This window comes from Nocardia sp. 852002-20019_SCH5090214, assembly GCF_001665865.1.
Classification (GTDB): domain Bacteria; phylum Actinomycetota; class Actinomycetes; order Mycobacteriales; family Mycobacteriaceae; genus Nocardia; species Nocardia nova.
Map to the genome: position 1 here is coordinate 1 of NZ_LZMK01000254.1, position 19,166 is coordinate 19,166.

At 68.4% G+C, this 19,166-nt stretch carries 22 protein-coding genes and 1 pseudogene; 14 read left to right on the plus strand and 9 right to left on the minus strand.

The features are described 5' to 3' along the window. Nucleotides 1-142: 142 nt before the first annotated feature. From A5780_RS19660 to A5780_RS19675, 4 genes are all read left to right on the plus strand, one after another. Nucleotides 143-820, plus strand: coding sequence for a hypothetical protein (locus A5780_RS19660; protein WP_064909210.1), 678 nt, complete (start codon nt 143-145; stop codon nt 818-820). 116 nt (nt 821-936) lie between these two features. Then, nucleotides 937-1,233, plus strand: a complete 297-nt coding sequence (locus tag A5780_RS19665; RefSeq protein WP_030516156.1) for a DUF2516 family protein — start codon at nt 937-939, stop codon at nt 1,231-1,233. An 84-nt stretch (nt 1,234-1,317) separates the two neighbouring features. After that, a complete protein-coding gene (locus A5780_RS19670) occupies nt 1,318-2,346 on the plus strand; it encodes an alpha/beta fold hydrolase (RefSeq protein ID WP_064909211.1) in 1,029 nt (342 codons plus the stop codon). A 255-nt stretch (nt 2,347-2,601) separates the two neighbouring features. Beyond that, nucleotides 2,602-3,618, plus strand: coding sequence for an alpha/beta fold hydrolase (locus A5780_RS19675; RefSeq protein WP_063016285.1), 1,017 nt, complete (start codon nt 2,602-2,604; stop codon nt 3,616-3,618). A 235-nt stretch (nt 3,619-3,853) separates the two neighbouring features. Here the strand turns inward: A5780_RS19675 and purU are convergent, their stop codons facing one another. Then, on the minus strand, nt 3,854-4,741 hold the full coding sequence (gene purU / locus A5780_RS19680) for a formyltetrahydrofolate deformylase (RefSeq protein WP_030516159.1): 888 nt from the start codon (nt 4,739-4,741) through the stop codon (nt 3,854-3,856). Between the two features lie 153 nt (nt 4,742-4,894). Between purU and deoC the strand changes: the two genes are divergently transcribed. Then, nucleotides 4,895-5,569 carry a deoxyribose-phosphate aldolase gene (gene deoC, locus A5780_RS19685; protein WP_063016257.1) on the plus strand — a complete coding sequence of 225 codons (675 nt, stop codon included), beginning with the start codon at nt 4,895-4,897 and terminating at the stop codon, nt 5,567-5,569. 40 nt (nt 5,570-5,609) lie between these two features. On the opposite strand, the gene A5780_RS19690 is transcribed toward deoC, so the two are convergent. Continuing rightward, nucleotides 5,610-6,365 (minus strand): DUF2993 domain-containing protein, encoded by a 756-nt coding sequence (locus tag A5780_RS19690; protein ID WP_082940536.1) that lies wholly within the window; start codon nt 6,363-6,365, stop codon nt 5,610-5,612. A 115-nt stretch (nt 6,366-6,480) separates the two neighbouring features. On the opposite strand from A5780_RS19690, the gene A5780_RS19695 reads away from it, so the two are divergent. After that, the gene (locus A5780_RS19695) at nt 6,481-7,104 is read left to right on the plus strand and encodes a hypothetical protein (RefSeq protein ID WP_063016258.1); all 624 of its coding nucleotides are present in this window, start codon (nt 6,481-6,483) and stop codon (nt 7,102-7,104) included. 24 nt (nt 7,105-7,128) lie between these two features. Here A5780_RS19695 and A5780_RS19700 read toward each other — a convergent pair whose 3' ends face one another. The 3 genes from A5780_RS19700 to A5780_RS19710 all read right to left on the minus strand — a co-directional run bounded on the left by A5780_RS19700 (nt 7,129) and on the right by A5780_RS19710 (nt 9,066). Beyond that, a complete protein-coding gene (locus tag A5780_RS19700; protein WP_063016287.1) occupies nt 7,129-7,887 on the minus strand; it encodes a hypothetical protein in 759 nt (252 codons plus the stop codon). 140 nt (nt 7,888-8,027) lie between these two features. Then, nucleotides 8,028-8,543, minus strand: coding sequence for a DUF2505 domain-containing protein (locus A5780_RS19705; protein ID WP_063016260.1), 516 nt, complete (start codon nt 8,541-8,543; stop codon nt 8,028-8,030). A 37-nt stretch (nt 8,544-8,580) separates the two neighbouring features. Continuing rightward, nucleotides 8,581-9,066 carry a DUF2505 domain-containing protein gene (locus A5780_RS19710; protein WP_063016262.1) on the minus strand — a complete coding sequence of 162 codons (486 nt, stop codon included), beginning with the start codon at nt 9,064-9,066 and terminating at the stop codon, nt 8,581-8,583. Between the two features lie 41 nt (nt 9,067-9,107). Between A5780_RS19710 and A5780_RS19715 the strand changes: the two genes are divergently transcribed. Together A5780_RS19715 and A5780_RS19720 are read left to right on the plus strand one after the other, a co-directional pair. After that, nucleotides 9,108-10,199: a UDP-N-acetylmuramate dehydrogenase gene (locus tag A5780_RS19715; RefSeq protein ID WP_082940535.1), complete on the plus strand. Its 1,092-nt coding sequence runs from the start codon at nt 9,108-9,110 to the stop codon at nt 10,197-10,199. Between the two features lie 70 nt (nt 10,200-10,269). Continuing rightward, the gene (locus A5780_RS19720; RefSeq protein ID WP_369817541.1) at nt 10,270-11,511 is read left to right on the plus strand and encodes an Ig-like domain-containing protein; all 1,242 of its coding nucleotides are present in this window, start codon (nt 10,270-10,272) and stop codon (nt 11,509-11,511) included. Between the two features lie 67 nt (nt 11,512-11,578). Here the strand turns inward: A5780_RS19720 and A5780_RS19725 are convergent, their stop codons facing one another. Continuing rightward, nucleotides 11,579-12,310 (minus strand): SDR family NAD(P)-dependent oxidoreductase, encoded by a 732-nt coding sequence (locus A5780_RS19725; protein WP_063016266.1) that lies wholly within the window; start codon nt 12,308-12,310, stop codon nt 11,579-11,581. Between the two features lie 37 nt (nt 12,311-12,347). Between A5780_RS19725 and A5780_RS19730 the strand changes: the two genes are divergently transcribed. The 4 genes from A5780_RS19730 to A5780_RS19745 all read left to right on the plus strand — a co-directional run bounded on the left by A5780_RS19730 (nt 12,348) and on the right by A5780_RS19745 (nt 16,153). Then, entirely contained in the window at nt 12,348-13,172 is an 825-nt protein-coding gene (locus A5780_RS19730; protein ID WP_064909212.1) for an alpha/beta fold hydrolase, read from the plus strand. A 98-nt stretch (nt 13,173-13,270) separates the two neighbouring features. Further along, the gene (mshA, locus tag A5780_RS19735) at nt 13,271-14,623 is read left to right on the plus strand and encodes a D-inositol-3-phosphate glycosyltransferase (RefSeq protein WP_063016270.1); all 1,353 of its coding nucleotides are present in this window, start codon (nt 13,271-13,273) and stop codon (nt 14,621-14,623) included. Beyond that, nucleotides 14,620-15,123 carry a YbjN domain-containing protein gene (locus A5780_RS19740; protein WP_369801564.1) on the plus strand — a complete coding sequence of 168 codons (504 nt, stop codon included), beginning with the start codon at nt 14,620-14,622 and terminating at the stop codon, nt 15,121-15,123. Before mshA ends, A5780_RS19740 begins: the two co-directional genes overlap by 4 nt. Nucleotides 15,124-15,190: 67 nt before the next feature. After that, nucleotides 15,191-16,153 carry an ROK family protein gene (locus A5780_RS19745; protein ID WP_064909213.1) on the plus strand — a complete coding sequence of 321 codons (963 nt, stop codon included), beginning with the start codon at nt 15,191-15,193 and terminating at the stop codon, nt 16,151-16,153. A gap of 58 nt (nt 16,154-16,211) precedes the next feature. Here A5780_RS19745 and A5780_RS19750 read toward each other — a convergent pair whose 3' ends face one another. From A5780_RS19750 to A5780_RS19760, 3 genes are all read right to left on the minus strand, one after another. Beyond that, nucleotides 16,212-16,433, minus strand: coding sequence for a DUF4287 domain-containing protein (locus A5780_RS19750; RefSeq protein ID WP_063016274.1), 222 nt, complete (start codon nt 16,431-16,433; stop codon nt 16,212-16,214). Nucleotides 16,434-16,527: 94 nt separating this feature from the next. Then, a complete protein-coding gene (locus A5780_RS19755) occupies nt 16,528-17,448 on the minus strand; it encodes an alpha/beta fold hydrolase (protein WP_082976579.1) in 921 nt (306 codons plus the stop codon). Between the two features lie 149 nt (nt 17,449-17,597). After that, nucleotides 17,598-18,134: an SLATT domain-containing protein gene (locus A5780_RS19760; protein WP_146098765.1), complete on the minus strand. Its 537-nt coding sequence runs from the start codon at nt 18,132-18,134 to the stop codon at nt 17,598-17,600. A 155-nt stretch (nt 18,135-18,289) separates the two neighbouring features. Here A5780_RS19760 and A5780_RS19765 point away from each other — a divergent pair, with 155 nt between their 5' ends. Together A5780_RS19765 and A5780_RS19770 are read left to right on the plus strand one after the other, a co-directional pair. Continuing rightward, entirely contained in the window at nt 18,290-18,673 is a 384-nt protein-coding gene (locus A5780_RS19765; protein ID WP_030516176.1) for a hypothetical protein, read from the plus strand. A gap of 79 nt (nt 18,674-18,752) precedes the next feature. Beyond that, a pseudogene (locus tag A5780_RS19770) lies at nt 18,753-19,166 on the plus strand (hypothetical protein); the annotation flags it as partial.

The following is a 19,166-nucleotide window of genomic DNA, read 5'->3' on the forward strand; positions in this document are numbered from 1 at the left end:
GCGTTCCAGGGGGGAGCAGGGGCGGTGTGCCCGAGAGCCCGAGGGGCGGTGCACCCGAAAGCCCAAGGGACAACGAGGTTCCGCACCATGCCACCGATGGCAGTACTACCGAAATCTCGCCACGCCAGGAGAGCGAACAACCATGACCCAGCCCAACGTCACTGTGACCAAGCCGATCTACGCGACCGTCGGAGCCGGTGACGCGCTCTACGCGGCGGTCAACGACATCGTCGACCGCGTCCGCGACCGCGCCGCCACCGTCGATGTGAACTCCCGCGTCGAGGAGGCTCGCGAGCGCCTGTCGAATCTGCCGGCCGATGTGCAGGATCAGATCGAGACGCTGCGCGGCCGCCTGACCGGACTGCCCTCCGAACTGCCGGACGACCTCGCCGAACTGCGCGAGAAGTTCACCCCGGAGGAGCTGCGCAAGCTGGTCGACCAGTACTACCGCCAGCTGGTGGATCTCTACTCGGATCTGGCCGTGCGCGGCGAGGAGACCGTCGACCGGCTGCGTTCCAACCCCGGCTTCGACGAGCGTTTCGACAAGGTGGAGAACATCTACACCGATGTCGTCACCCGGGCCGAGGATGTGCTGACCAAGGTGTCCGATCAGGCTCGCGGGTTTCTGGGTAAAGCGGCCGAGCAGGCCGACGAGGCCGCCGCGGTCGTCGACGCCGAGGTCGTCGCGGTGACCACCGAGGCTGCCGCCGAGGAGCCCGCCCCGGCCAAGAAGGCCCCGGCGAAGAAGGCCCCCGCCAAGAAGGCGCCGGCCAAGCCCACCACCACCGCGGCGAAGAAGACCACTCCGGCCAAGAAGTAATTCGGCCGCAGCAAAGACCGGCCGAGGGGTAATCCGGAACCGTCACACGGATCCGGGTCGTACCGGATCCCGCAACGCCCGCATGCGCACTGCCGCATGCGGGCGTTGCTTCTATCATGGGTGCTGTGTACCAGCTGACTAGTGCAATCCTGTGGCTGCTCTGGCTCGCCGCGATGGCCGCGACCATCTTCGCGCTGGTGCATGCGATCCGGCAGCGCGCCGACGCGTTCACGGCCGTGGACAAACTCACCAAACCGATCTGGGTGTCGATTCTGGCGGTCGCCCTCGGTTTCCTGCTGCTCGCTCGCACGCCGGTGGGATTGCTGGGGATCGCCGCGGTGATCGCCACGGGTATCTATCTGGCCGATGTGCGGCCTAAGGTCGACGAAATTCAGCGCGGTCCGCGCTGGTAAAACAGCGAACCCCGCGCTTGCACTAGCAAGCACCCACTCCTTCGGGTTACTGTATCGATCGGTAACACACAAAGGAGTGTTCTCATGCAGGCAACGTTGCCCAGCACGGTGGCGGGGATCGTGAAGCGTCTCCGCGGGCTGCCGGCCGCCCATCGCGCCGCACTGCGCACCCGGTCCTACGACCTGCCCGCACTGAATTCCCCGGCGGTGCCGTGTGAGGTGACCGCGGTGACCGCGTCCGACGGCGCCCGGCTGCGCGTGCACAGTTACGGCCCCGCCGACGGCGAGGCGATCGTGCTGGCGCACGGCTGGACCTGCTGCATCGAATACTGGAATCCCCAGATCAACGCCTTCGCCGGCGAATACCGGGTGATCGCCTACGACCAGCGCGGTCACGGCGAGAGCGAATCCGGCACCGCACCGCTGTCCACCGATCTGCTGGCCGACGATCTCGCGGCCGTCCTGGATGCCATGCTGCGCCCCGGTCAGCGCGCGGTCCTCGTCGGGCACAGTCTCGGCGGAATGACCATTCAGGCCTGGGCCGGCCGGTATCCGCGGCAGGTCGCCGAGCGGGCCGATGCGGTGGTGCTGGCCAATACCGCCTCCGGTGACCTGATCGCCGAGACCACCGTGGTGCCGCGCTTCAATCGCGGTCCGCTCGCGCTGCCGTTCCCGATCGGCCGCCTCGGACTCGGCCTGCCGGTGGTGTTCCCGCCGATCCGGCTGGTGAAGTGGATCTTCCGCCGCCAGATCATGACTCTGGCCGCGGCCGGTGAGGTGGTCGATTTCGCCCTGGCGATCGTGCGCTCCTGCCCGGCGCGCGTGCGTTCGCGCTTCGGCTTCCTGCTGGCCGAACTGGCCCTGCAGAGCTGTACCCGCTGCGTGACCGTGCCGACCACGGTGATCTCCGGTTCCGTGGACGATATGACGCCGCCGGTGCACTCCGAGCGCCTGGCCGAGGAACTGCGCTCGGTCGGCGCGTTCCGCAAGCTGGTCGAACTGTCGACCGGCCACCTCGGCAACGTCGAGGCATACGAGGCGTTCAACGATGAACTCGCCGAGGTGCTGGACGAGACGTACGTCTCGCGGCACGTGCGCGAGGCGACCGCCTAGCCGGTTCGGCAACCGCTTGGCGAATTCGGCGTAGCACTTCTGTGGCGCCGGCCGATAGAAGCGGGTAGTGGGACGTTGCGCCGGCGGGTGTGAATGCCGTTGGGCGGAATGGGTATTCGGTCTCTGTGGGGGTGTGAGCAGCGCTGAGGTGCGGCTTCGCCGGACAAAAGTGCGAAACCGGAAATTCTTCGCTGCTTGCACTAGCAAGCACCGTTGCTAGCGCGGTAACGTGCGGTAGGACACAAAGGAGTGCTCATGCTGGTGAACCTGCCCGAGAACGTTGCCGCCCTTCGGACCGGCATCGGCGCTCTGACCGGCGGATACCGCGCGAAAATGCGTTCGCGTACCTACCGCACGGCCGAGTTGAACTGCGCGCCCGACGCAGAGGTCGTCTCGGTCACGACGACCGACGGCGCCCGGCTGCGGGTACACGCGTACGGCCCTGCCGACGGCGACGTGATCGTCTTCGTGCACGGCTGGTCCTGCTGCCTCGAATACTGGAACCCGCAGATCAACTCCTTCGCCCGCGACCACCGCGTGATCGCGTTCGACCAGCGCGGTCACGGCGACAGCACCCTGGGGACGGGCCGGTTCGACGCCGAACAGCTGGCCGACGATCTGTGCGCCGTCCTGGACGCGGTTGTGCCGGCGGGACGTAAGGCCGTCCTGGTGGGACACAGCATGGGCGGCATCACGATTCAGGCCTGGGCCAAATTCCATCCGGAGCAGGTGGCGCAGCGCGCGAGCGCGGCCCTGCTGCTGACCACGACGGCGGGCGATATCGCCGCCGAAACCCGGGTTCTGCCGATCTTCAACGACATCGTCCCGGCCCCCGACTGGCTGGGCCGCGCCTTGTTCGGCCAGCCCGTGCCGTTCCCGGCCGGCGCTCCGGTGCGCGGAATCTTCAAGGCGCGCATCATGAATCGGTACGCCACAGCGGATCAGGTGGACTTCGGGCTCTCGATCGTGCGCTCCTGCCGTCCGCTGGTGCGGGCGAAGTACGCGCTGGCGCTGATCGAACTCGAAATTCACGGCGCCGCAGCGAATCTGTGCATCCCGACCAGTGTCGTGGCCGGAGCCTACGACAATCTGCTGCCGGAGAGCATGTCGCGCAAGATCGCCGACGAGCTCGCCGCGGCGGGCAATCTGGATCGCTATTCGGTCTTCGCCACCGGACATCTGGCGAATGTCGAGGCGAGTGCGGAGTTCAACGCCGAACTGCGCCGATTGATCGAGGTCACTCGCTTCGGCCGCCGTGCGGTGGCGGGCTGAGCGCCCGGCGACTGCCCGCCGGGGCTGGACGTACTCGCGGCGCGGGTGCATCCTGGTGACCCACGTTCGGATCGGGAAGTCGCCACAAGACCTGTCGTAGCGGAGCCGCTCTGCCGGCTCCGCGCGGCGAGGACGGCAACACGATGCTGAATCGTGTTGTCCGCCAAGGCCGGTCAAGGGCGCCCGGTCTTGGCCCGCCGCGTCGCCACGAGAAGACCGGCTACGAGAAGACGCGCTACGAGAAAACGACGGTGCGCCGCCCGTGCACCAGCACCCGCCCCTCCAGGTGCCAGCGCAGTCCGCGCGCGAGCACCACACGTTCGATGTCGCGGCCCTGCCGGACCATGTCGCGCACTGTGTCGGCATGGTCGATGCGGCTGACGTCCTGTTCGATGATGGGCCCCGCATCCAGGTCGGCGGTGACGTAATGGCAGGTGGCGCCGATCAGCTTCACGCCGCGGGCGAAGGCCTGGTGATACGGCCGCGCCCCCACGAACGAGGGCAGGAAGCTGTGGTGGATGTTCAGCGCGCGCCCGGCCCAGTGCTCGCACAATTCGGCCGGCAGCACCTGCATGAACCGCGCCAGCACCACCGCGTGCGGATCGTGGGCGTCGGTGAGCTCGCGCACCCGCTCGAAGGCCGGGCCGCGTTCGGCCGGATCGGCGGGGAAGGGCACGTGGTGGAACGGAATACCGTGCGCGCGGGTCATCTCGCCCAGATCCGGATGGTTGCCGATCACCGCTTCGATAGTGGCGGGCAACTCGCCACTGGCGGCCCGGCCGAGCAGATCGTGCAAGCAGTGCCCGTCGCGGCTGACCAGCAGGACCGCGCGGCGGCGACGCCCGGAATCCAGCAGCTGCCAATCGGTCTGCGGGCCCAGTTCGGCGGCCACCACGGTGAAGCGCTCACGCAACTCGTCGATGCCGAACGGCACGGTCGCCGCCGCGATGGCCTGGCGGGTGAAGAACCAGCCGGTATCGGGATCGGAGTGATAACCGGCCTCCACGATCGACCCGCCGAACTCGGCGATGAACGAGGTGATGCGGGCGATGATGCCCGGTCGGTCGGGACAGCCCAGGCTCAGGACGAAACGCCGATCATCGGCTGACGCGGTGCCACTCATGGGCACGATCCTCGCAGGTCGCACGCGGTTCGATCACGCCGCCCGGGCAGCGAGCCGCAAAGCCGGTCCGGGGTAAGCGAATTCGCGGGCCGCATCGGATCGCGAGCGCTCGGCGGCCCTGAACGCTCGCGGGCTGTGCCAGACTTGGTCCCCATGTCCGAAACCGTTCCCACCGCCTACACCCGCGCCCAGGTCGCCGCGATGATCGATCACACGTTGCTGGCCCCCGAGGCGACCGCCGCCGACGTCGCGAACACCATCGCCGAGGCTCGTGAACTGGGTGTCTACGCGGTGTGCCTGTCTCCGTCGATGCTGCCGGTGACCGCGCCCGGGCTGGTCGTCGCCACGGTCGCGGGCTTTCCCTCCGGCAAACACCACTCCCTGGTGAAGGGCACCGAGGCGCGATTCGCGGTAGAGCAGGGCGCGGCCGAGGTCGACATGGTGATCGACATCGGCGCGGCCGTCGCGGGGGACTACAACGCGGTCCTCGCCGATATCGTCACCGTCCGCGAGGCGGTCGAGGATCGGGCGCTGCTCAAGGTGATCGTCGAGTCCGCGGCGCTGTCGGATGCGGCGATCGTCGAGGTGTGCCGTGCCGCCGAACGCGCCGGCGCCGATTTCGTGAAGACCTCCACCGGATTCCACCCCGCGGGCGGCGCCGAGGTACGGGCCGTGCGGCTGATGCGGGAGACCGTCGGCGGGCGGCTCGGCATCAAGGCCAGCGGCGGAATTCGCACCGCCGCCGCGGCCGCCGAACTGATCGACGCCGGTGCGACCCGGCTGGGGTTGTCCCGCTCGGCCGATGTGCTGGCCGGCTTCCCGGAGTAGAGCCCGCGAGCGGCGCCGGGCTCGCTGCACCCCGGCTCGATCAGCAGCGGATCTCCGTGTCGCCACCGCCCTGCAGGGTGGTCGGGCCGCCCCGCAGCGACACCGAGATGCCGTTGTCGGTGACCTTCACGCTGGTCGGCTGCATACCCAGCGGGTAGTTCTGCAGGCTCTGCGTCATCGAACCGACGATGCTGTCGACCAGATCGGTGGGCAGCCCCAGCCCGAGCAGCGAGGCCGACTGCGTGCTGACCTCGATCTTGCCGTCCACGATGTGCGGCTGAACCTTCAGATCGGCGATACCGCCGAGCACCTTGACGTCCAGGGTGCCGCCGGCCGGATCCGATTCCACGCCGGAGACGAGCCCGGTCAGGGTCTGGGCGATGCCCTCGTTGCTCCAGGTCGCGTCGGCGGAGCTGCTGCCGACCTTCGCGCCGCCGCGCCCGCCGTCGAGCAGGGTGATGTCGTTGAGCCGGGCGTGCACCTTCATGTCCACGGCGGGCCCGAACTTCGCGTCGTCGCTGTCGACGGTGATGTACTGGACCTTGTGGTCGACGGCGGTGAGCAGTAACGGCTTCGGCCCGAATCCCACATCGACCTTCGACCCCAGCTCCTTCTCGACCTGGGAGGCCATGCACTGCTGATTCTTGTGGCGCAGATAGGTTTCGGCGCCCGCCGCGGTGCCGACCAGCGCGAGCAGCACGACGAGTCCGACGATCAGTGCGATCCGCCGCCCGTTGCGGCGTTTGGGTTCACCCGCCGGTGCGGGAGCGGGTACCGCGGTGTCCGGAGTGGTCATGGCAACCGATTCTTCCCGAGCTTTCTGAGCCCGCTCTGTGGAGCCTGTGAGGCTTGTCATGCAGTGCCGACGCGATTGTGACATGAGGCACAGCGGTCCGGCGTAACCTGATCCCATGTCCGCGCACGATGCAGGGGACGCCGCGGCCGCGCGCCGACCGGGGGATTCCGAGCAAGGCTGGTGGGTGCTGCGCCGGCTGGCCGATCGGCACGCCGGATACTTCACCACGCGCATCGTATTGCGGGCCGGCTGTGAGCACCGGATCCGCGGCGCCCTCGCCGACGGTTCCGTGATCCGCGCCGGCCTCGGCATTCTGCGCATGGCCGATTGGCCGGACGGCCCGCTCGACGAATACGCGATGTGGGCGGCCTGGTTCGACGGCGCCGCCGCCGTCTCCCATCACAGCGCTGCCGAACTGCACGGCCTGGGCCGCCTGCGCCCGCGCTTTCTGCACCTGTCCGCGAGTGCGGGCCGCCCGCCCGCGGCCCCGCGGCTGGTCGTCCTGCGCCGCGAGCTGCATCGCGGTGATGTGGAGTCGGCCGGTGCGTTCCTGGTGACCACCCCCGTGCGGACGGTACTGGACCTCGCCGAAACCGGGATCGGACAGGGGGCGCTGGACGAGGTGGTCGCCGACGCGGTCGCCATCCATCGCTGCATCCCGCACGAAATCGCTTCGGCGAGTGCGAATTTGCCGCCGCATGCGGCCGCACGGGTGCGCCGCGCCCTCGCCGCGGCCTGAACCCGGCGATCGCGCACCGCGAATTCAGTCGGGCCGCACACACTCCCACGGCACCGACAGGACGCAATCACGCATCCGCCGCCGGTAGTTCCGCACCGGAAAGCCTTGTTCCCGCAACAGTTCCGCCGCCACCCGCCAGCGCACGCGCGGCCCGTACACCGCCATCGGCGCGGCATGCGCCCACGCCCGGTCGGCCGCGGTGAGCAGCGTGTGCACGCGTTCACCGCGAATATTGCGGTGGATCAACGCCTTCGGCAGCCGTTCGGCGATATCGGAGGGTTTGGCGACGGTGAACGGATCCCAGGCCAGCGTCAGCGAGATCGGGCCGTCGCGGCCGAGCAGAATCCACGCGCAGCGGCGGCCCAGTTCGTCACAGGTGCCCTCGAGCAGGAGTCCCTCGGGAGCCAATCCGCCGAGAATTGTCGCCCACGCCTGCGCGACCTCGCTCTCGTCGTATTGCCGCAGCACATTGAACGCCCGCACCAGGACCGGCCGCAGTCCCGCGAGTTCGAACCCGCCCCGGGCGAAGTGCACGCCGTCGCGAGCGGGAACGACGCGCTCGGGATCGATCTCCAGACCGACGACGCGAATGTCGGCGCGCACCCGGCGCAGCCGGGCCGCCAATTCCAGCGTGGTCACCGGACTCGCCCCGTAGCCCAGATCGACCACCAGCGGGTCCGCGGCCGACCGCAGCCGCTCGACGACCAGTGGATCGTGGCTCAGCCAGCGGTCGCTGCGGCGCAGCCGATTGATCCCGGTGGTTCCGCGCGTGATGGCGCCCACCGGCTTGGACGTACCCCCGGCCGACGGTACGGCGGCGGTGCGCGAGTGGCCGGCCGAGCCGAGATGTCCGATGTTCGCAGCACGGGGCCGGCCCGGCGGTCTCATCGTGGTGATGCAGGCGTGCGGTGGAGCCACGGAACTCAGGCCGTCGGGCGCTGCTCTTCGAGCCACTGCTGGGTGAATTCGGCTTCGGCGCGGAACAGGTCCACGAGGTTGACCAGCATCATCTGCTCGAGTTTGGGCCCCAGCATCGGAATGAAGACCTTGGCCACGGGTGAGGTGCGCAGGGTGCAGCCGGTTTCGGTGGGAAACAAGCGCACGGTGCCGGTCAGCGTCCCCGGACCGGCCGGAATCGATGCGCTGAACTCACCCTCGACCTCGGGACCGAACGGCCCGTAGCTCTCCTTGCGGGTGATCACCAGGTCCTTGCGCATCACGGTCTGCGCGATCTCGGGCAGCATGTCGCGCGGCAGGATGTGGCGGACCTCGACCTCGATACCGTCGCCGTCGGCCTGCAGGTGGACCACCTCGTTCGGCGAGTGCTTGCGCATCTCCTCCATCCGCGCATCCCAGTAGGCGCGGTCGGACAGCGCCGCGTACACCTCTTCGGTGGTGTGCAGCGGATAGCGAGCGGAATAGTCCAATCGGCGGGCCATGGGGGACCAGGGTACTGGTCCCCGGGGAGCGCCCCGATCAGTGGTTGGCGATCCAGGTGTTGGTGAAGTCGGTCTCCGAGGCCAGCAGTTCCAGCAGTTTCTCGGCCACCACGGCCTCGATCTTCTTGCCGAACAACGGGATCGTCACCTCGACCGAGCCGTCGACCACGGCCTGGGAGGCGGTGTCGGAACCGGTCAGGGTGACCGTGCCGCGCACCTTCGCCGGCGCACCCTCGACATGCGCTTCGAAAACGCCGGACAGGCCCTCGTAGGTTTCGGTACGCGGGATGATCAGATCGCCCGGGCGGACCGAGGTGATCGCGGCGGGCAGTTCGGAGGCGGGGATGGTCTGCACCATCTCCACGCGCAGCCGGTCCCCGTCGGCCGAGAAGGAGTCCAGCCGCGCACCGGGCCCGCCGACCTCCTCGATGCGATCCTTCCAGTACTGCTCGTCGGCGAGCGCAGCACGCACCGCCGCGGCGGGGTGCGCGTAGTGAGCTGTGTACGCCAGGGGTGTCGCCATGGTGTGACACGCTACCGTCTTTCGATGTGCAGACATCTCGAGTGGTGGCATTCGACAACGTGCGGGAGTTGCTGGCCGCGACCGGCGCGCAGGTGCGCGAATCGGTGCCGCTGGCGCAGCTGACCACCCTGCGGGTCGGCGGGCCCGCGACGGTCGCCGAATGTCGCACCACCGAGGCGCTCGTCGAGACGGTGCGCACGCTCGACACCGCGGGCGTTCCGGTGCTGCTGGTGGCCGGTGGCTCCAACCTGCTGATCGCCGACAGCGGATTCGCCGGCGTCGTCGTCCGCATCGCCACCGACGCCGTCGAGCTCGGAGCCGACAGTGTGACGGCCGAGGCGGGCGCGGACTGGGACGGCGTGGTCGCCACGACGGTCGCCGCCGGATTCGGCGGACTCGAGTGCCTGTCCGGAATTCCGGGTTCGGCCGGCGCGACGCCGGTGCAGAACGTCGGCGCCTACGGCGTCGAGGTGGCGCAGGCGCTGCGCCGGATTCACCTGCTGGATCGCGTCAGCGGCGAAATCCGATGGGCCGCACCGGAGGAACTCGGCTTCGGTTACCGCACCTCGGTGCTCAAGCATTCCGATCGGGCGGTGGTGCTGGCGGTGGAGTTCGAGGTGAATCCCGACGGTGCCAGCGCCCCACTGCGATACGGCGAACTGGCCCGCGCCTTCGATGCCGCCGACGGCGAGTCCCGTCCGGCCGCGGCCGTGCGCGAGGCGGTACTCGCCCTGCGCGCCGGCAAGGGCATGGTGCTCGATCCGGCCGACCACGACACCTGGAGCGCCGGGTCGTTCTTCACCAATCCCGTGGTGGCGCACGATCGGGCGCCCGCCGTCGTCGAGGCGATCCGGGCGCATGTGGGCGATATCACTATTCCGACCTATGCCGCCGAGGGTGGGGTGAAATTCTCCGCCGGCTGGCTGATCGAACGCGCGGGATTCGGCAAGGGTTTCCCAGGTCCGGACGCTCCCGTCCGGTTGTCGACGAAACATACACTCGCCCTGACCAACAGGGGTTCTGCCCGCGCCGCGGACTTGGTGGGCCTGGCGCGCACCGTGCGGGCGGGCGTCGAACAGTGTTTCGGAATCAGGCTGGAACCCGAACCGGTGACCGTCGGTCTCGAGCTCTGACGGGTGGCGGGCGCCACGTTCCGATCGGGCCGAGCTGTCGGAGGGGCGCGGTAAATTCGCGGAAGTGAACATTCGAGGAATTGCCGGCCGCCGGGCCGTTCTGGTCGGGGCCGGCCAGCTGGCGGTGGCCGCGCTGGTGGCCGGATGTTCGGGCAGCGGCGGGAGCGGTTCGTCCGCGCCGAAGGAGTCCGGCCCGGTCGCGAAGCTGAAATTCGAGCCCGGGAACGGAACCGGCGACGTCAACCCGATCGCGCCCGTCTCGGTGACCGTGACCAGTGGCCGCCTGGACCAGGTCGCCCTGACCAATCCGGACGGTAAGCAGGTCACCGGCGTCCTGTCGCCCGACAGGAGCAGTTTCAAGGTCAACGAGCCGCTCGGCTACGGCGTCACCTACACCTGGTCGGGTACGGCGGTCGGCACCGACAACAAGCCCGTGCCGATCGAGTCGAAATTCACCACCCTCGCCCCCAAACAGACCGTGCCCGCCACCATCAACATCGGTGACGGGCAAGAGGTCGGCATCGCCGCGCCGATCATCGTGCAGTTCAAGAAGCACGTCGAGAACAAGGAGGCGGTCGAGAAGGCGCTGACCGTCACGACCACTCCGGAGACCGAGGGCGGCTGGGCCTGGCTGCCCGACGAGAACGGCGGGTCCCGCGCGCACTGGCGCCCGCGCAACTACTGGGCGCCCGGCACGGCGGTGACCTTCGCCGCCAAGCTGTACGGCCTGGACCTGGGCGGCGGCGTCTACGGCAACTCCGATCTGTCCTCGCAGTTCACCATCGGCCGCAGCCAGATCGTGAAGGGTTACGCGCCCAGCCACCGGGTGCAGGTGATCCGGGACGGTTCGACGCTGTTCGACTTCCCGTGCAGTTTCGGCGAGGGCAACGAGGCGCGCAACGTGACGCGTTCGGGCATTCACGTGGTGACCGAGAAGTACGAAGATTTCCTGATGTCGAATCCGCCGTTCTACACCAACGTTCGCGAACGCTGGGCGGTACGCATCTCCAACAACGGCGAATTCATCCACGCGAACCCGGAATCGGCCTCCGCGCAAGGCAATACCAACGTCACCAACGGCTGCATCAACTTGAGCACCAGCGACGCCCAGCAGTACTTCCCGACGGCCATGTACGGCGACCCGGTCGAGGTCACCGGCACGTCGATCGCTTTGTCCGCCGCCGACGGCGACCTCTACGACTGGACCATCGACTGGGACACCTGGAAGACCATGTCGGCGATCCAGGGCCAGCCCGCACCGGTGGTATCGGCGACTCCGGTGGCGCCGGGACCCGTGCGCGGCGGCAGCTAGAACCCGCTGACCGGTCCGTCGAGTTCGGGCCGTCGTGGTCGCGTCCGGCTGCGCGCCGGGCGCCGGCTCAGCGGCGGGCGAAGCGGCCGGCGTCGGCCTGGTCGCGCGGCTTCACCACGATGGTGTCGAGGTTGACGTGCGGGGGGCGGCTCGCGACGAAGCCGATGATTTCGGCGATGTCGGCGGCGAACAGCGGGTCGATACCTTCGTAGACCTTGGCCGCGCGCTCGGTGTCGCCGCCGAACCGAACCAGCGAGAATTCGGTTTCGACCGCGCCCGGCGCGATTTCGGTGAGCCGCACCGGCTTGCCCAGCAGCTCGCCGCGCAGTGTGCGATGCAGGACGGCCTGCGCGTGTTTGGCCGAGGTGTAGCCGGAGCCGTTGTCGTAGGGCTGCAGGGCGGCGACCGAGGTGACGGTGACGATCAGCCCGTCACCCGAGTCGATCAACTTCGGCAGCAGCGCCTTGGTCACCCGCAGCGTGCCGAGCACGTTGGTCTCCCACATCCACCGCCAGTCGTCGAGGTCGGCCTCGGTGACCGGCGCCAGCCCCTTCGCCCCGCCGGCATTGTTGACCAGCACGTCGGCCCGTTCGACCGCATCCGTGAACAGGCGTACCGACGACTCGTCGGTGACGTCCAATTCGATTGCGGTACCGCCGATTTCGTCGGCCAGCGCCTGCAGCCGGTCCATCCGGCGCGCCCCCACGTACACGTGATAGCCCTGTTTCGCGAGCTCGCGGGCGGTAGCCTCACCGATTCCCGAGCTCGCTCCGGTGACGACGGCGTGACGAGTGCTCATGGGAATCGAGCCTAGCGTCCCCGTTAACCTGGCGAGCATGGCGATTCGGGATGTGGTCAGCGCGGACGGAACCAATATCGTGTATGAGGTCTCCGGGCCCGAACAGGGACGTCCGCTGGTGTTGTTGCACGGGTGGGCCGGCACGTTGCGGTGCTGGGGCCGTGCGGCGGAGATTCTGGCCGAGACCTTCCGCGTGGTCGCCGTCGATCTGCGCGGGCACGGGTACTCCGATGCGCCCGAGACCGGATACGACGATCCGAAGAACTGGGCGGCCGACGTCGCCGCGGTGCTGGCCGCGGAGAACATCACCGCCGATGCCGTGCTGCTGGGCTGGTCCTACGGCGGCATCGTGCTCAGCGACTATCTGACCGCGTACGGCACCGGCGCCGTGGCCGGGGTGGTGTACTGCGGATCGCAGGCCGGGATCGGCCGGGGCGTCGAGGGTTCCCAGCCCGGGCCGGCGATGCAGAAGGCCATCCCCGACGTGTTCGAGGAGAGCGCCGGCCGGGCGATGCGCGGCTTCGCCGCCTTCGGCAACGCCAACACCGGACCCGGCCGGGACAAGGGCGAGGACGCCCAGCGCCTGTTCGGCGGCAGCCTCGCGACTCCGCCCCGCGTCCGCAAGGCGCTGTTCTACCGCACCGTCGACAACACCGAGACCCTGCGCAACCTCGACGTTCCGGTCTTCGTCATGCACGGCACCGCCGATCCCGTGGTGCCCGTCGAGAACGGCCGCTACATCGCCGAGCACGCCCCCGAGGCGCGCACCTCGTTCTGGGACGACGCCCAGCACGGCCTGTTCGTCGAGGATCCCCAGCGCTTCGCCGATGAGCTCACGGAATTCGTTGTCTCGCTCGCGTGATCCCGTCCACCACCACCTCCCAGCCATGGGTGTGACTACGCTCACTCGAGGCACGAGCGCATAACGGTTGACGCGTCGAGGCGTGCACACTGGAGTGTGTGAGTTATCGCCCGGATCAACGTCCGCATCGGATCGCGGTGTTGTCGGTGCACACCTCTCCGCTCGCACAGCCGGGTACCGGCGATGCGGGCGGGATGAACGTCTACGTGCTGCAGTCGGCGCTACAGCTGGCTCGCCGCGGCGTGGAGGTGGAGATCTTCACGCGTGCGACATCCTCCAACGACGAGCCGGTGGTCGAGGCCGCGCCGGGGGTGCTGGTGCGGCATGTGGTGGCGGGACCGTTCGAGGGGCTGGACAAGCACGATCTGCCGACTCAGCTGTGCCCGTTCGCGGCGGAGGTGTTGCGTCAGGAGGCCCGGCAGCTGCCCGGTTACTACGACCTGATCCATTCGCACTACTGGCTGTCGGGGCAGGTGGGCTGGCTGGCCCGGGATCGGTGGCGGGTGCCGCTGGTACACACCGCGCACACGCTGGCCGCGGTGAAGAACGCATTCCTGGCCGAGGGCGATACGCCGGAACCACTGTCGCGGGTGGTCGGCGAGAAACAGATCATCGCCGAATCGGATCGGCTGGTCGCCAATACCGCCGAGGAGGCCCGCCAGCTCGTCGAGCTCTACGGCGCCGAATCCGAGCGCATCGACGTGGTGCCCCCGGGTGCGGATCTGTCCCGCTATCGCCCCGGTGACCGGGCGGCCGCGCGCGCCGAATTCGGTATCGAGCCGGATGAGCAGGTGGTGGCCTTCGTCGGCCGGATCCAGCCGCTCAAGGCTCCCGATGTGCTCGTGTTCGCGGCGGCCGAGGTGCTGCGCGCCGAACCCGAACGCAAGCTGCGGGTGCTCATCGTGGGTGGGCCCTCGGGCACGGGTCTGGATCGCCCGGACGCGCTGATCGAGTTGGCCGCCACGCTCGGCATCTCGGATCGGGTGACATTCCTGCCGCCGCAGCCGCCGCATCGTCTGGTGCAGGTGTACCGGGCCGCGGATATGGTCGCGGTGCCGAGTTACAACGAATCGTTCGGCCTGGTCGCCATCGAGGCGCAGGCCAGCGGCACACCGGTGCTGGCCGCCGACGTCGGCGGGTTGAGTACCGCTGTGCGAGACGGTGTTTCGGGCATGCTGGTATCCGGGCACCAGGCCGACGAGTGGGCGGCCGCCCTGCGCGGGCTGCTCGACGATCCGGAACGGTTGCGGCGGATGGGCGCGGCAGCGGTGGATCATGCGGCCGGTTTCTCCTGGGAACACACCGCCGACGGGTTGCTCGACTGCTATGCCGAGGCGTTGGCCGGGCATCGGGGTGTGCGTTCGCGAATGCCGGGTACGTTGCTGACAGAGAGCAGTCAAGCCAGGTCGCGGGCGCTGTGGCGGCGCCGGATGGGAGTGGTACGCCGGTGAGTGACACCATCGCGCAGACCGCGCAGCTGATCGACGACACCGTGCGTGAGCGCGAGATCGACTACACCCGCGAGGGCCGGGACACCTTCGTCGTGGTGCTGCCCGGTGAGCGCAAGCTGAAGACGACGGTCATGCTGACGGTCGGCAAGCACGGCGTGCGCTTCGAATGCTTCGTCTGCCGCAAACCCGACGAGAACTTCGAGGGTGTCTACAAGTATCTGCTGCGCCGCAACCGCCGCCTCTACGGTGTCGCCTACACCCTGGACCGGGTCGGTGACATCTATCTGGTCGGCCGCATCGCGACCCATGCCGTGACCCCCGACGAACTGGACCGCATCTTCGGCCAGATTCTCGAGGCGGTCGACGGCGACTTCAATGTGCTGCTGGAGCTCGGTTTCGCGGAATCCATTCGGCGCGAATGGAAATGGCGTGTCTCGCGCGGTGAATCGCTGAAGAACCTGCGGGCGTTCGAGCATCTGGTGGATACCGAGGAGTCCTGACAGCTCTCGCTCGCCGAGTGGGTACCGTGCATCCGATCGGGAGATGCGCTGAGGAGGCGGTGGCGAGATGGGCGTGCTGGCTGTGGATATCGGCGCGACGAAATTCGCCGCAGCCGTCGCGACGGCGCCGATCGAGTCCGTTTCGTACGACGAATCCACAGCACGATCCCGATCGCTGTCCCTGTTGCGGCACATGCGCCGAGTCGACGTGCCTTCCCGGGGAGCGTGGGAAGCCTGCCGCGAGCTGCTGCGGCAGGTGGTAGCTGCCGCATCGGCCGACGACACCTGTGGCACCGGCGAATTCGAGGTGGCCTCGATCGGAATCGCCGCCGCCGGCCCGGTGGATGTCGGTGCCGGTAGCACCGCCCCCTTGAACATTCCCGAGTGGCGTGACGGCTTCCCGATCGTCGCCGCGGTGCGAGAACTGTTCCCCGAGGCCGATATTCGATTCGCGATCGACGGCGCGGCCTTGGCGTTGGCGGAGTATCGCGTCGGTGGTTTACGCGGTGTCCGGTCCGGGTTGGCGATGACGGTCTCCTCCGGAATCGGCGGCGGCATCGTCAGCGACGGCCGAGTTCTCGTGGGCCGCACCGGGAATGCCGGGCACGTCGGCCATATCGTGGTACCGGGCTGGGATGTGCCGTGTGCCTGCGGCGGTGTCGGATGTGTGGAGGCCGTCGCGAGTGGCATGTCCTCCGTCCGGTGGGCACGCGCACAGGGCTGGACGGGAACGACCGGGATGGAACTGGCACGCGCCGCCGGAGCGGGTGACGCCGTCGCCGCGGCCGCGCTGTCGCGCGCGGGGACAGCTCTGGGACAAGCCATTTCGTCTGCCGCCGCGATGCTCGACATCGACCGTGTCGTGATCGGTGGCGGTTTCGCCGAATCCGGCGCGCCGCTGTGGGATCCGCTGCGGGCGGCGGTGGTGAAACATGCCGGCCTCGGCTTCATCCGTGAACTTCGTGTCGTGAAATCCCCGATCACCGACGGTGCCACGCTGGTGGGCGCGGCGGCTCTCGCGACCGATTGAGGACGTGGGCCGGTTCGACGGCCGGCGCCTGCGCGCCGTCGGGCCGGTCCCGCGCTGCCTACCCGTTGTCGATGCTGCGCACATGCGCGACAAGCGCATTCGCGTGCCCGTGCCCCAGTCCGTGCTCACTCTTCAACCAGGCGACCAGCTCCATATGCTTGGTCAGCTCCGATCCGCGAACGATGTCGAACCATTCCTCGACGGGCCGACCGTATTTCTTCTCGATGGCGGGGAAGTAGGACGCGGGACCCTTCACCGCTGCGGTGCTCTGTGCGCTCATATTCGGGTAGACGGAACGCGCCGGGAGAACTCATCCACCTCGCACAGTGATGTGGGTCACGAACTCCCGGCGCTCGAAGGCGCGTCGTGCGGCTTCAGTGCCGACCGGCGAAGTCGCGCAGGAGTTCTCCGGTGGGGCCGGGCTCCTCGATCATCGGGCTGTGGCCGCAGTCGAGCGATTCGATCCGCACACCCGGCACGCGCCGGTAGTCCTGGAAGGATGCGGCCGGCCACCGGTGGTCCCGGGAACCGTAGAGCACCAGGCTCGGCAGCCCGAGATCGGCGAGGCGGTCGGGTTCCTGCCGTTCCCGCAGATAGACATCCGATGCGTCGGAGGTGGCGGTGATACTGCGGTAGGTCATGCCGTGGAAGTCGTCCACCAGCTGCTGCGGAATCGCGACGTCGCGAGTGAACGCGCTGCTCATGGCGTACCGAATGGCGGCGTCCGGGAGCAGGGGCCACAGCGGTTGCCCGATCTGCGGGACGAACAGCAGGTTGCCGAGCGGGCCGTTGTCGGTGAACGCGTCCAGGCGGGACCCGGTGCTGATCAATCCGATCGCGCTCACCAGATCCCGGCGCTGAGCGGCGAGTTCGGTCGCCACGTATCCGCCGGTGGAGTGCCCGACGACGATCGCGTGCCGCACCCCGAGCCGGTCGAGGACCACTCCGACCCGACGTCCTTGTTCGGCCATGCCGTAACCGCTGTCCGGTTTGGAAGAGCGGCCGTGACCGAGCAGGTCCACCCGCACCACGTAGAAGTCCGCCAGCGCGGGCAGTACCGGATCCCACCACGAGACCGAGCCGCCGGTCCCGTGGATCAGCACCACCGCCCGTGCGCTCGGCGCTCCGCTGGTGACGACGTGGATATCGCCGTCCGGCAGCGGGACCATCCGGTCCACGGAATCGTCCGGTGCGGCCGTCGCGACCCCTGTGGTGTTCCCGACGAGCAGTGCGACGAGCGCGCTGACCAGCAGCAGCACCACGCGTCTCGCCCGACCGGCAGCGGCAGTTTTCATATCTCCTCCTGAGGACGGCTGATGCCCTTACCGTCCCGGAGGTCGCGGCCGCGCGTCTTGTAGAAATGTCGCCCGCTGCCGGCTGTCCGGAGACTCTTTCGTAGCGATCACAACCCCTCAGAGGCGGACCGGATTCGAGCAGAGCGGGACTAGCGGTCCTTGCTCGTGTCGGCGGCTTCGCGCGCCAGTGGCTGGGTCCGGCGCATCGAGGTCCAGGCTTCCAGATCTTCGGCGAGGATCGCATTGAGTTCGATCATCGCCTCTCGCGCGAGCACATCGCGGTCCTCGTGCTGAGCGCGCCGGAGTTCGACGCCGCGCAGCAGTGTCTGGAGTTGGCCGATGATGACGCTGCGCTGAATCCACATCTCGCGGTGGCGATACAAGCCGTCCCAGGCGGTGACCACGCCGATCGACGCGGCGAGGCCCGTGCTGAGCAGACCGATCCAGGGAGCCTGGAAGACGGCGACCGCGGTACCGAGGACGGCGATGACACCGTTGGCGACGGCGGTCCATACGACCACCCGCTTGGCTCGGGTCTTGACCACCAGCCGGGAGCGTTCGTACTCGTTCCGGTAATAGACCAGGTAGTGCAGGCTCACGGTCAGGGCGTCGGCGTCGCTGGGCGGCGACGGGGGACTGTGCAGTCCCGAGGAGTGACTTCCGCGCGTATTTCTCGACAGTCGCATGGAACAGGGAGGTCCTAGCGGGAGTGCGGTGTTCCGGACGGGTGATACGGAGGTTGATAAGGTAGCAGAAGTGGTTGCATTAGGGTGGCATTTTCGGCTACACTGAACTATCCGCCCGTGTTGCGGCCGGCACGTGCACTGGAGGGTTGAGACAGATGACCGTTGCGAACGCTCTCGCCATCACCAGTCATGTCGATACGGCCAAACTGCGTCCGGCGGAGCTGGCGCGACAACTCGTCCAACATCTGGGTCCCACGCTGGTGGCGTTGATCGCCGGAGTCCGCGACCGCAAGCTGCCGCACAAGTGGTCCCATGCCGAAGGGCCGACGCCCCGGGATGCCGCACTGGCTCGCCTGCAGGTCGCGCATCGGTGCTGGATCATCCTGGCGACCGCCGAGGACAGCGATGTGGCGCGGTCGTGGTTCATCGGAGCCAATCCGCGGCTGGGTGAGGAGTCGCCCGCCCTGGCGATCCGTGCGGACCGATTCCGCGAGACCATCGCTGCCGCAGTCGCATTCGTCGACGGCTCGGACAACTGACTCGGTCGACCTGGCCGCGCGGGAAAGCTCCCTTTCGATAAACTTCCCCCTTTGGGAGGCTGTCGGAAGAGGGAGACCGGTGTCTGTGCGCGAAACCCGAAATGCTCGGCGCTGCGCCAAGACCGGATTCGCGCTTCTCCCCGCGGCGTCTCGCGAGGTCTATCGGCTGGCGAAACCTTCCTATGGACCGCTCAATCCGCTCCAGCGCGGGATTTCCAGCGACGAATCACGGGCGGAGTGGAACCGCTACGACGTCGAAGGTCAGCAGACCGTGTACGCCGCCAGTACCGAACAGGGCGCGTACGGAGAGCTTCTCGCACCCCTCAAACCGAAACTTCCCCGTCGCGCGTCCCACTATTTCGACGATGTCGGCTCCGACGACGAGCTCGAATCGCTGATCAAAGAGGAATGGCAGAGTTCGGGATATCGGCCGCCCCGCGAGCTGAACATGTTGTGGCTCAGCGAATATCGGCTCTACCATCTGACGCTGCCG

Bases quoted from the DNA above. Each gene is read 5' to 3' on its own strand.
- A5780_RS19660 (WP_064909210.1), top strand. From the start codon at position 143: ATGACCCAGCCCAACGTCACTGTGACCAAGCCGATCTACGCGACCGTC.
- A5780_RS19665 (WP_030516156.1), top strand. From the start codon at position 937: ATGGGTGCTGTGTACCAGCTGACTAGTGCAATCCTGTGGCTGCTCTGG.
- A5780_RS19670 (WP_064909211.1), top strand. From the start codon at position 1,318: ATGCAGGCAACGTTGCCCAGCACGGTGGCGGGGATCGTGAAGCGTCTC.
- A5780_RS19675 (WP_063016285.1), top strand. From the start codon at position 2,602: ATGCTGGTGAACCTGCCCGAGAACGTTGCCGCCCTTCGGACCGGCATC.
- purU (WP_030516159.1), bottom strand. From the start codon at position 4,741: ATGAGTGGCACCGCGTCAGCCGATGATCGGCGTTTCGTCCTGAGCCTG.
- deoC (WP_063016257.1), top strand. From the start codon at position 4,895: ATGTCCGAAACCGTTCCCACCGCCTACACCCGCGCCCAGGTCGCCGCG.
- A5780_RS19690 (WP_082940536.1), bottom strand. From the start codon at position 6,365: ATGACCACTCCGGACACCGCGGTACCCGCTCCCGCACCGGCGGGTGAA.
- A5780_RS19695 (WP_063016258.1), top strand. From the start codon at position 6,481: ATGTCCGCGCACGATGCAGGGGACGCCGCGGCCGCGCGCCGACCGGGG.
- A5780_RS19705 (WP_063016260.1), bottom strand. From the start codon at position 8,543: ATGGCCCGCCGATTGGACTATTCCGCTCGCTATCCGCTGCACACCACC.
- A5780_RS19710 (WP_063016262.1), bottom strand. From the start codon at position 9,066: ATGGCGACACCCCTGGCGTACACAGCTCACTACGCGCACCCCGCCGCG.
- A5780_RS19725 (WP_063016266.1), bottom strand. From the start codon at position 12,310: ATGAGCACTCGTCACGCCGTCGTCACCGGAGCGAGCTCGGGAATCGGT.
- A5780_RS19730 (WP_064909212.1), top strand. From the start codon at position 12,348: ATGGCGATTCGGGATGTGGTCAGCGCGGACGGAACCAATATCGTGTAT.
- A5780_RS19745 (WP_064909213.1), top strand. From the start codon at position 15,191: ATGGGCGTGCTGGCTGTGGATATCGGCGCGACGAAATTCGCCGCAGCC.
- A5780_RS19750 (WP_063016274.1), bottom strand. From the start codon at position 16,433: ATGAGCGCACAGAGCACCGCAGCGGTGAAGGGTCCCGCGTCCTACTTC.
- A5780_RS19755 (WP_082976579.1), bottom strand. From the start codon at position 17,448: ATGAAAACTGCCGCTGCCGGTCGGGCGAGACGCGTGGTGCTGCTGCTG.
- A5780_RS19760 (WP_146098765.1), bottom strand. From the start codon at position 18,134: ATGCGACTGTCGAGAAATACGCGCGGAAGTCACTCCTCGGGACTGCAC.
- A5780_RS19765 (WP_030516176.1), top strand. From the start codon at position 18,290: ATGACCGTTGCGAACGCTCTCGCCATCACCAGTCATGTCGATACGGCC.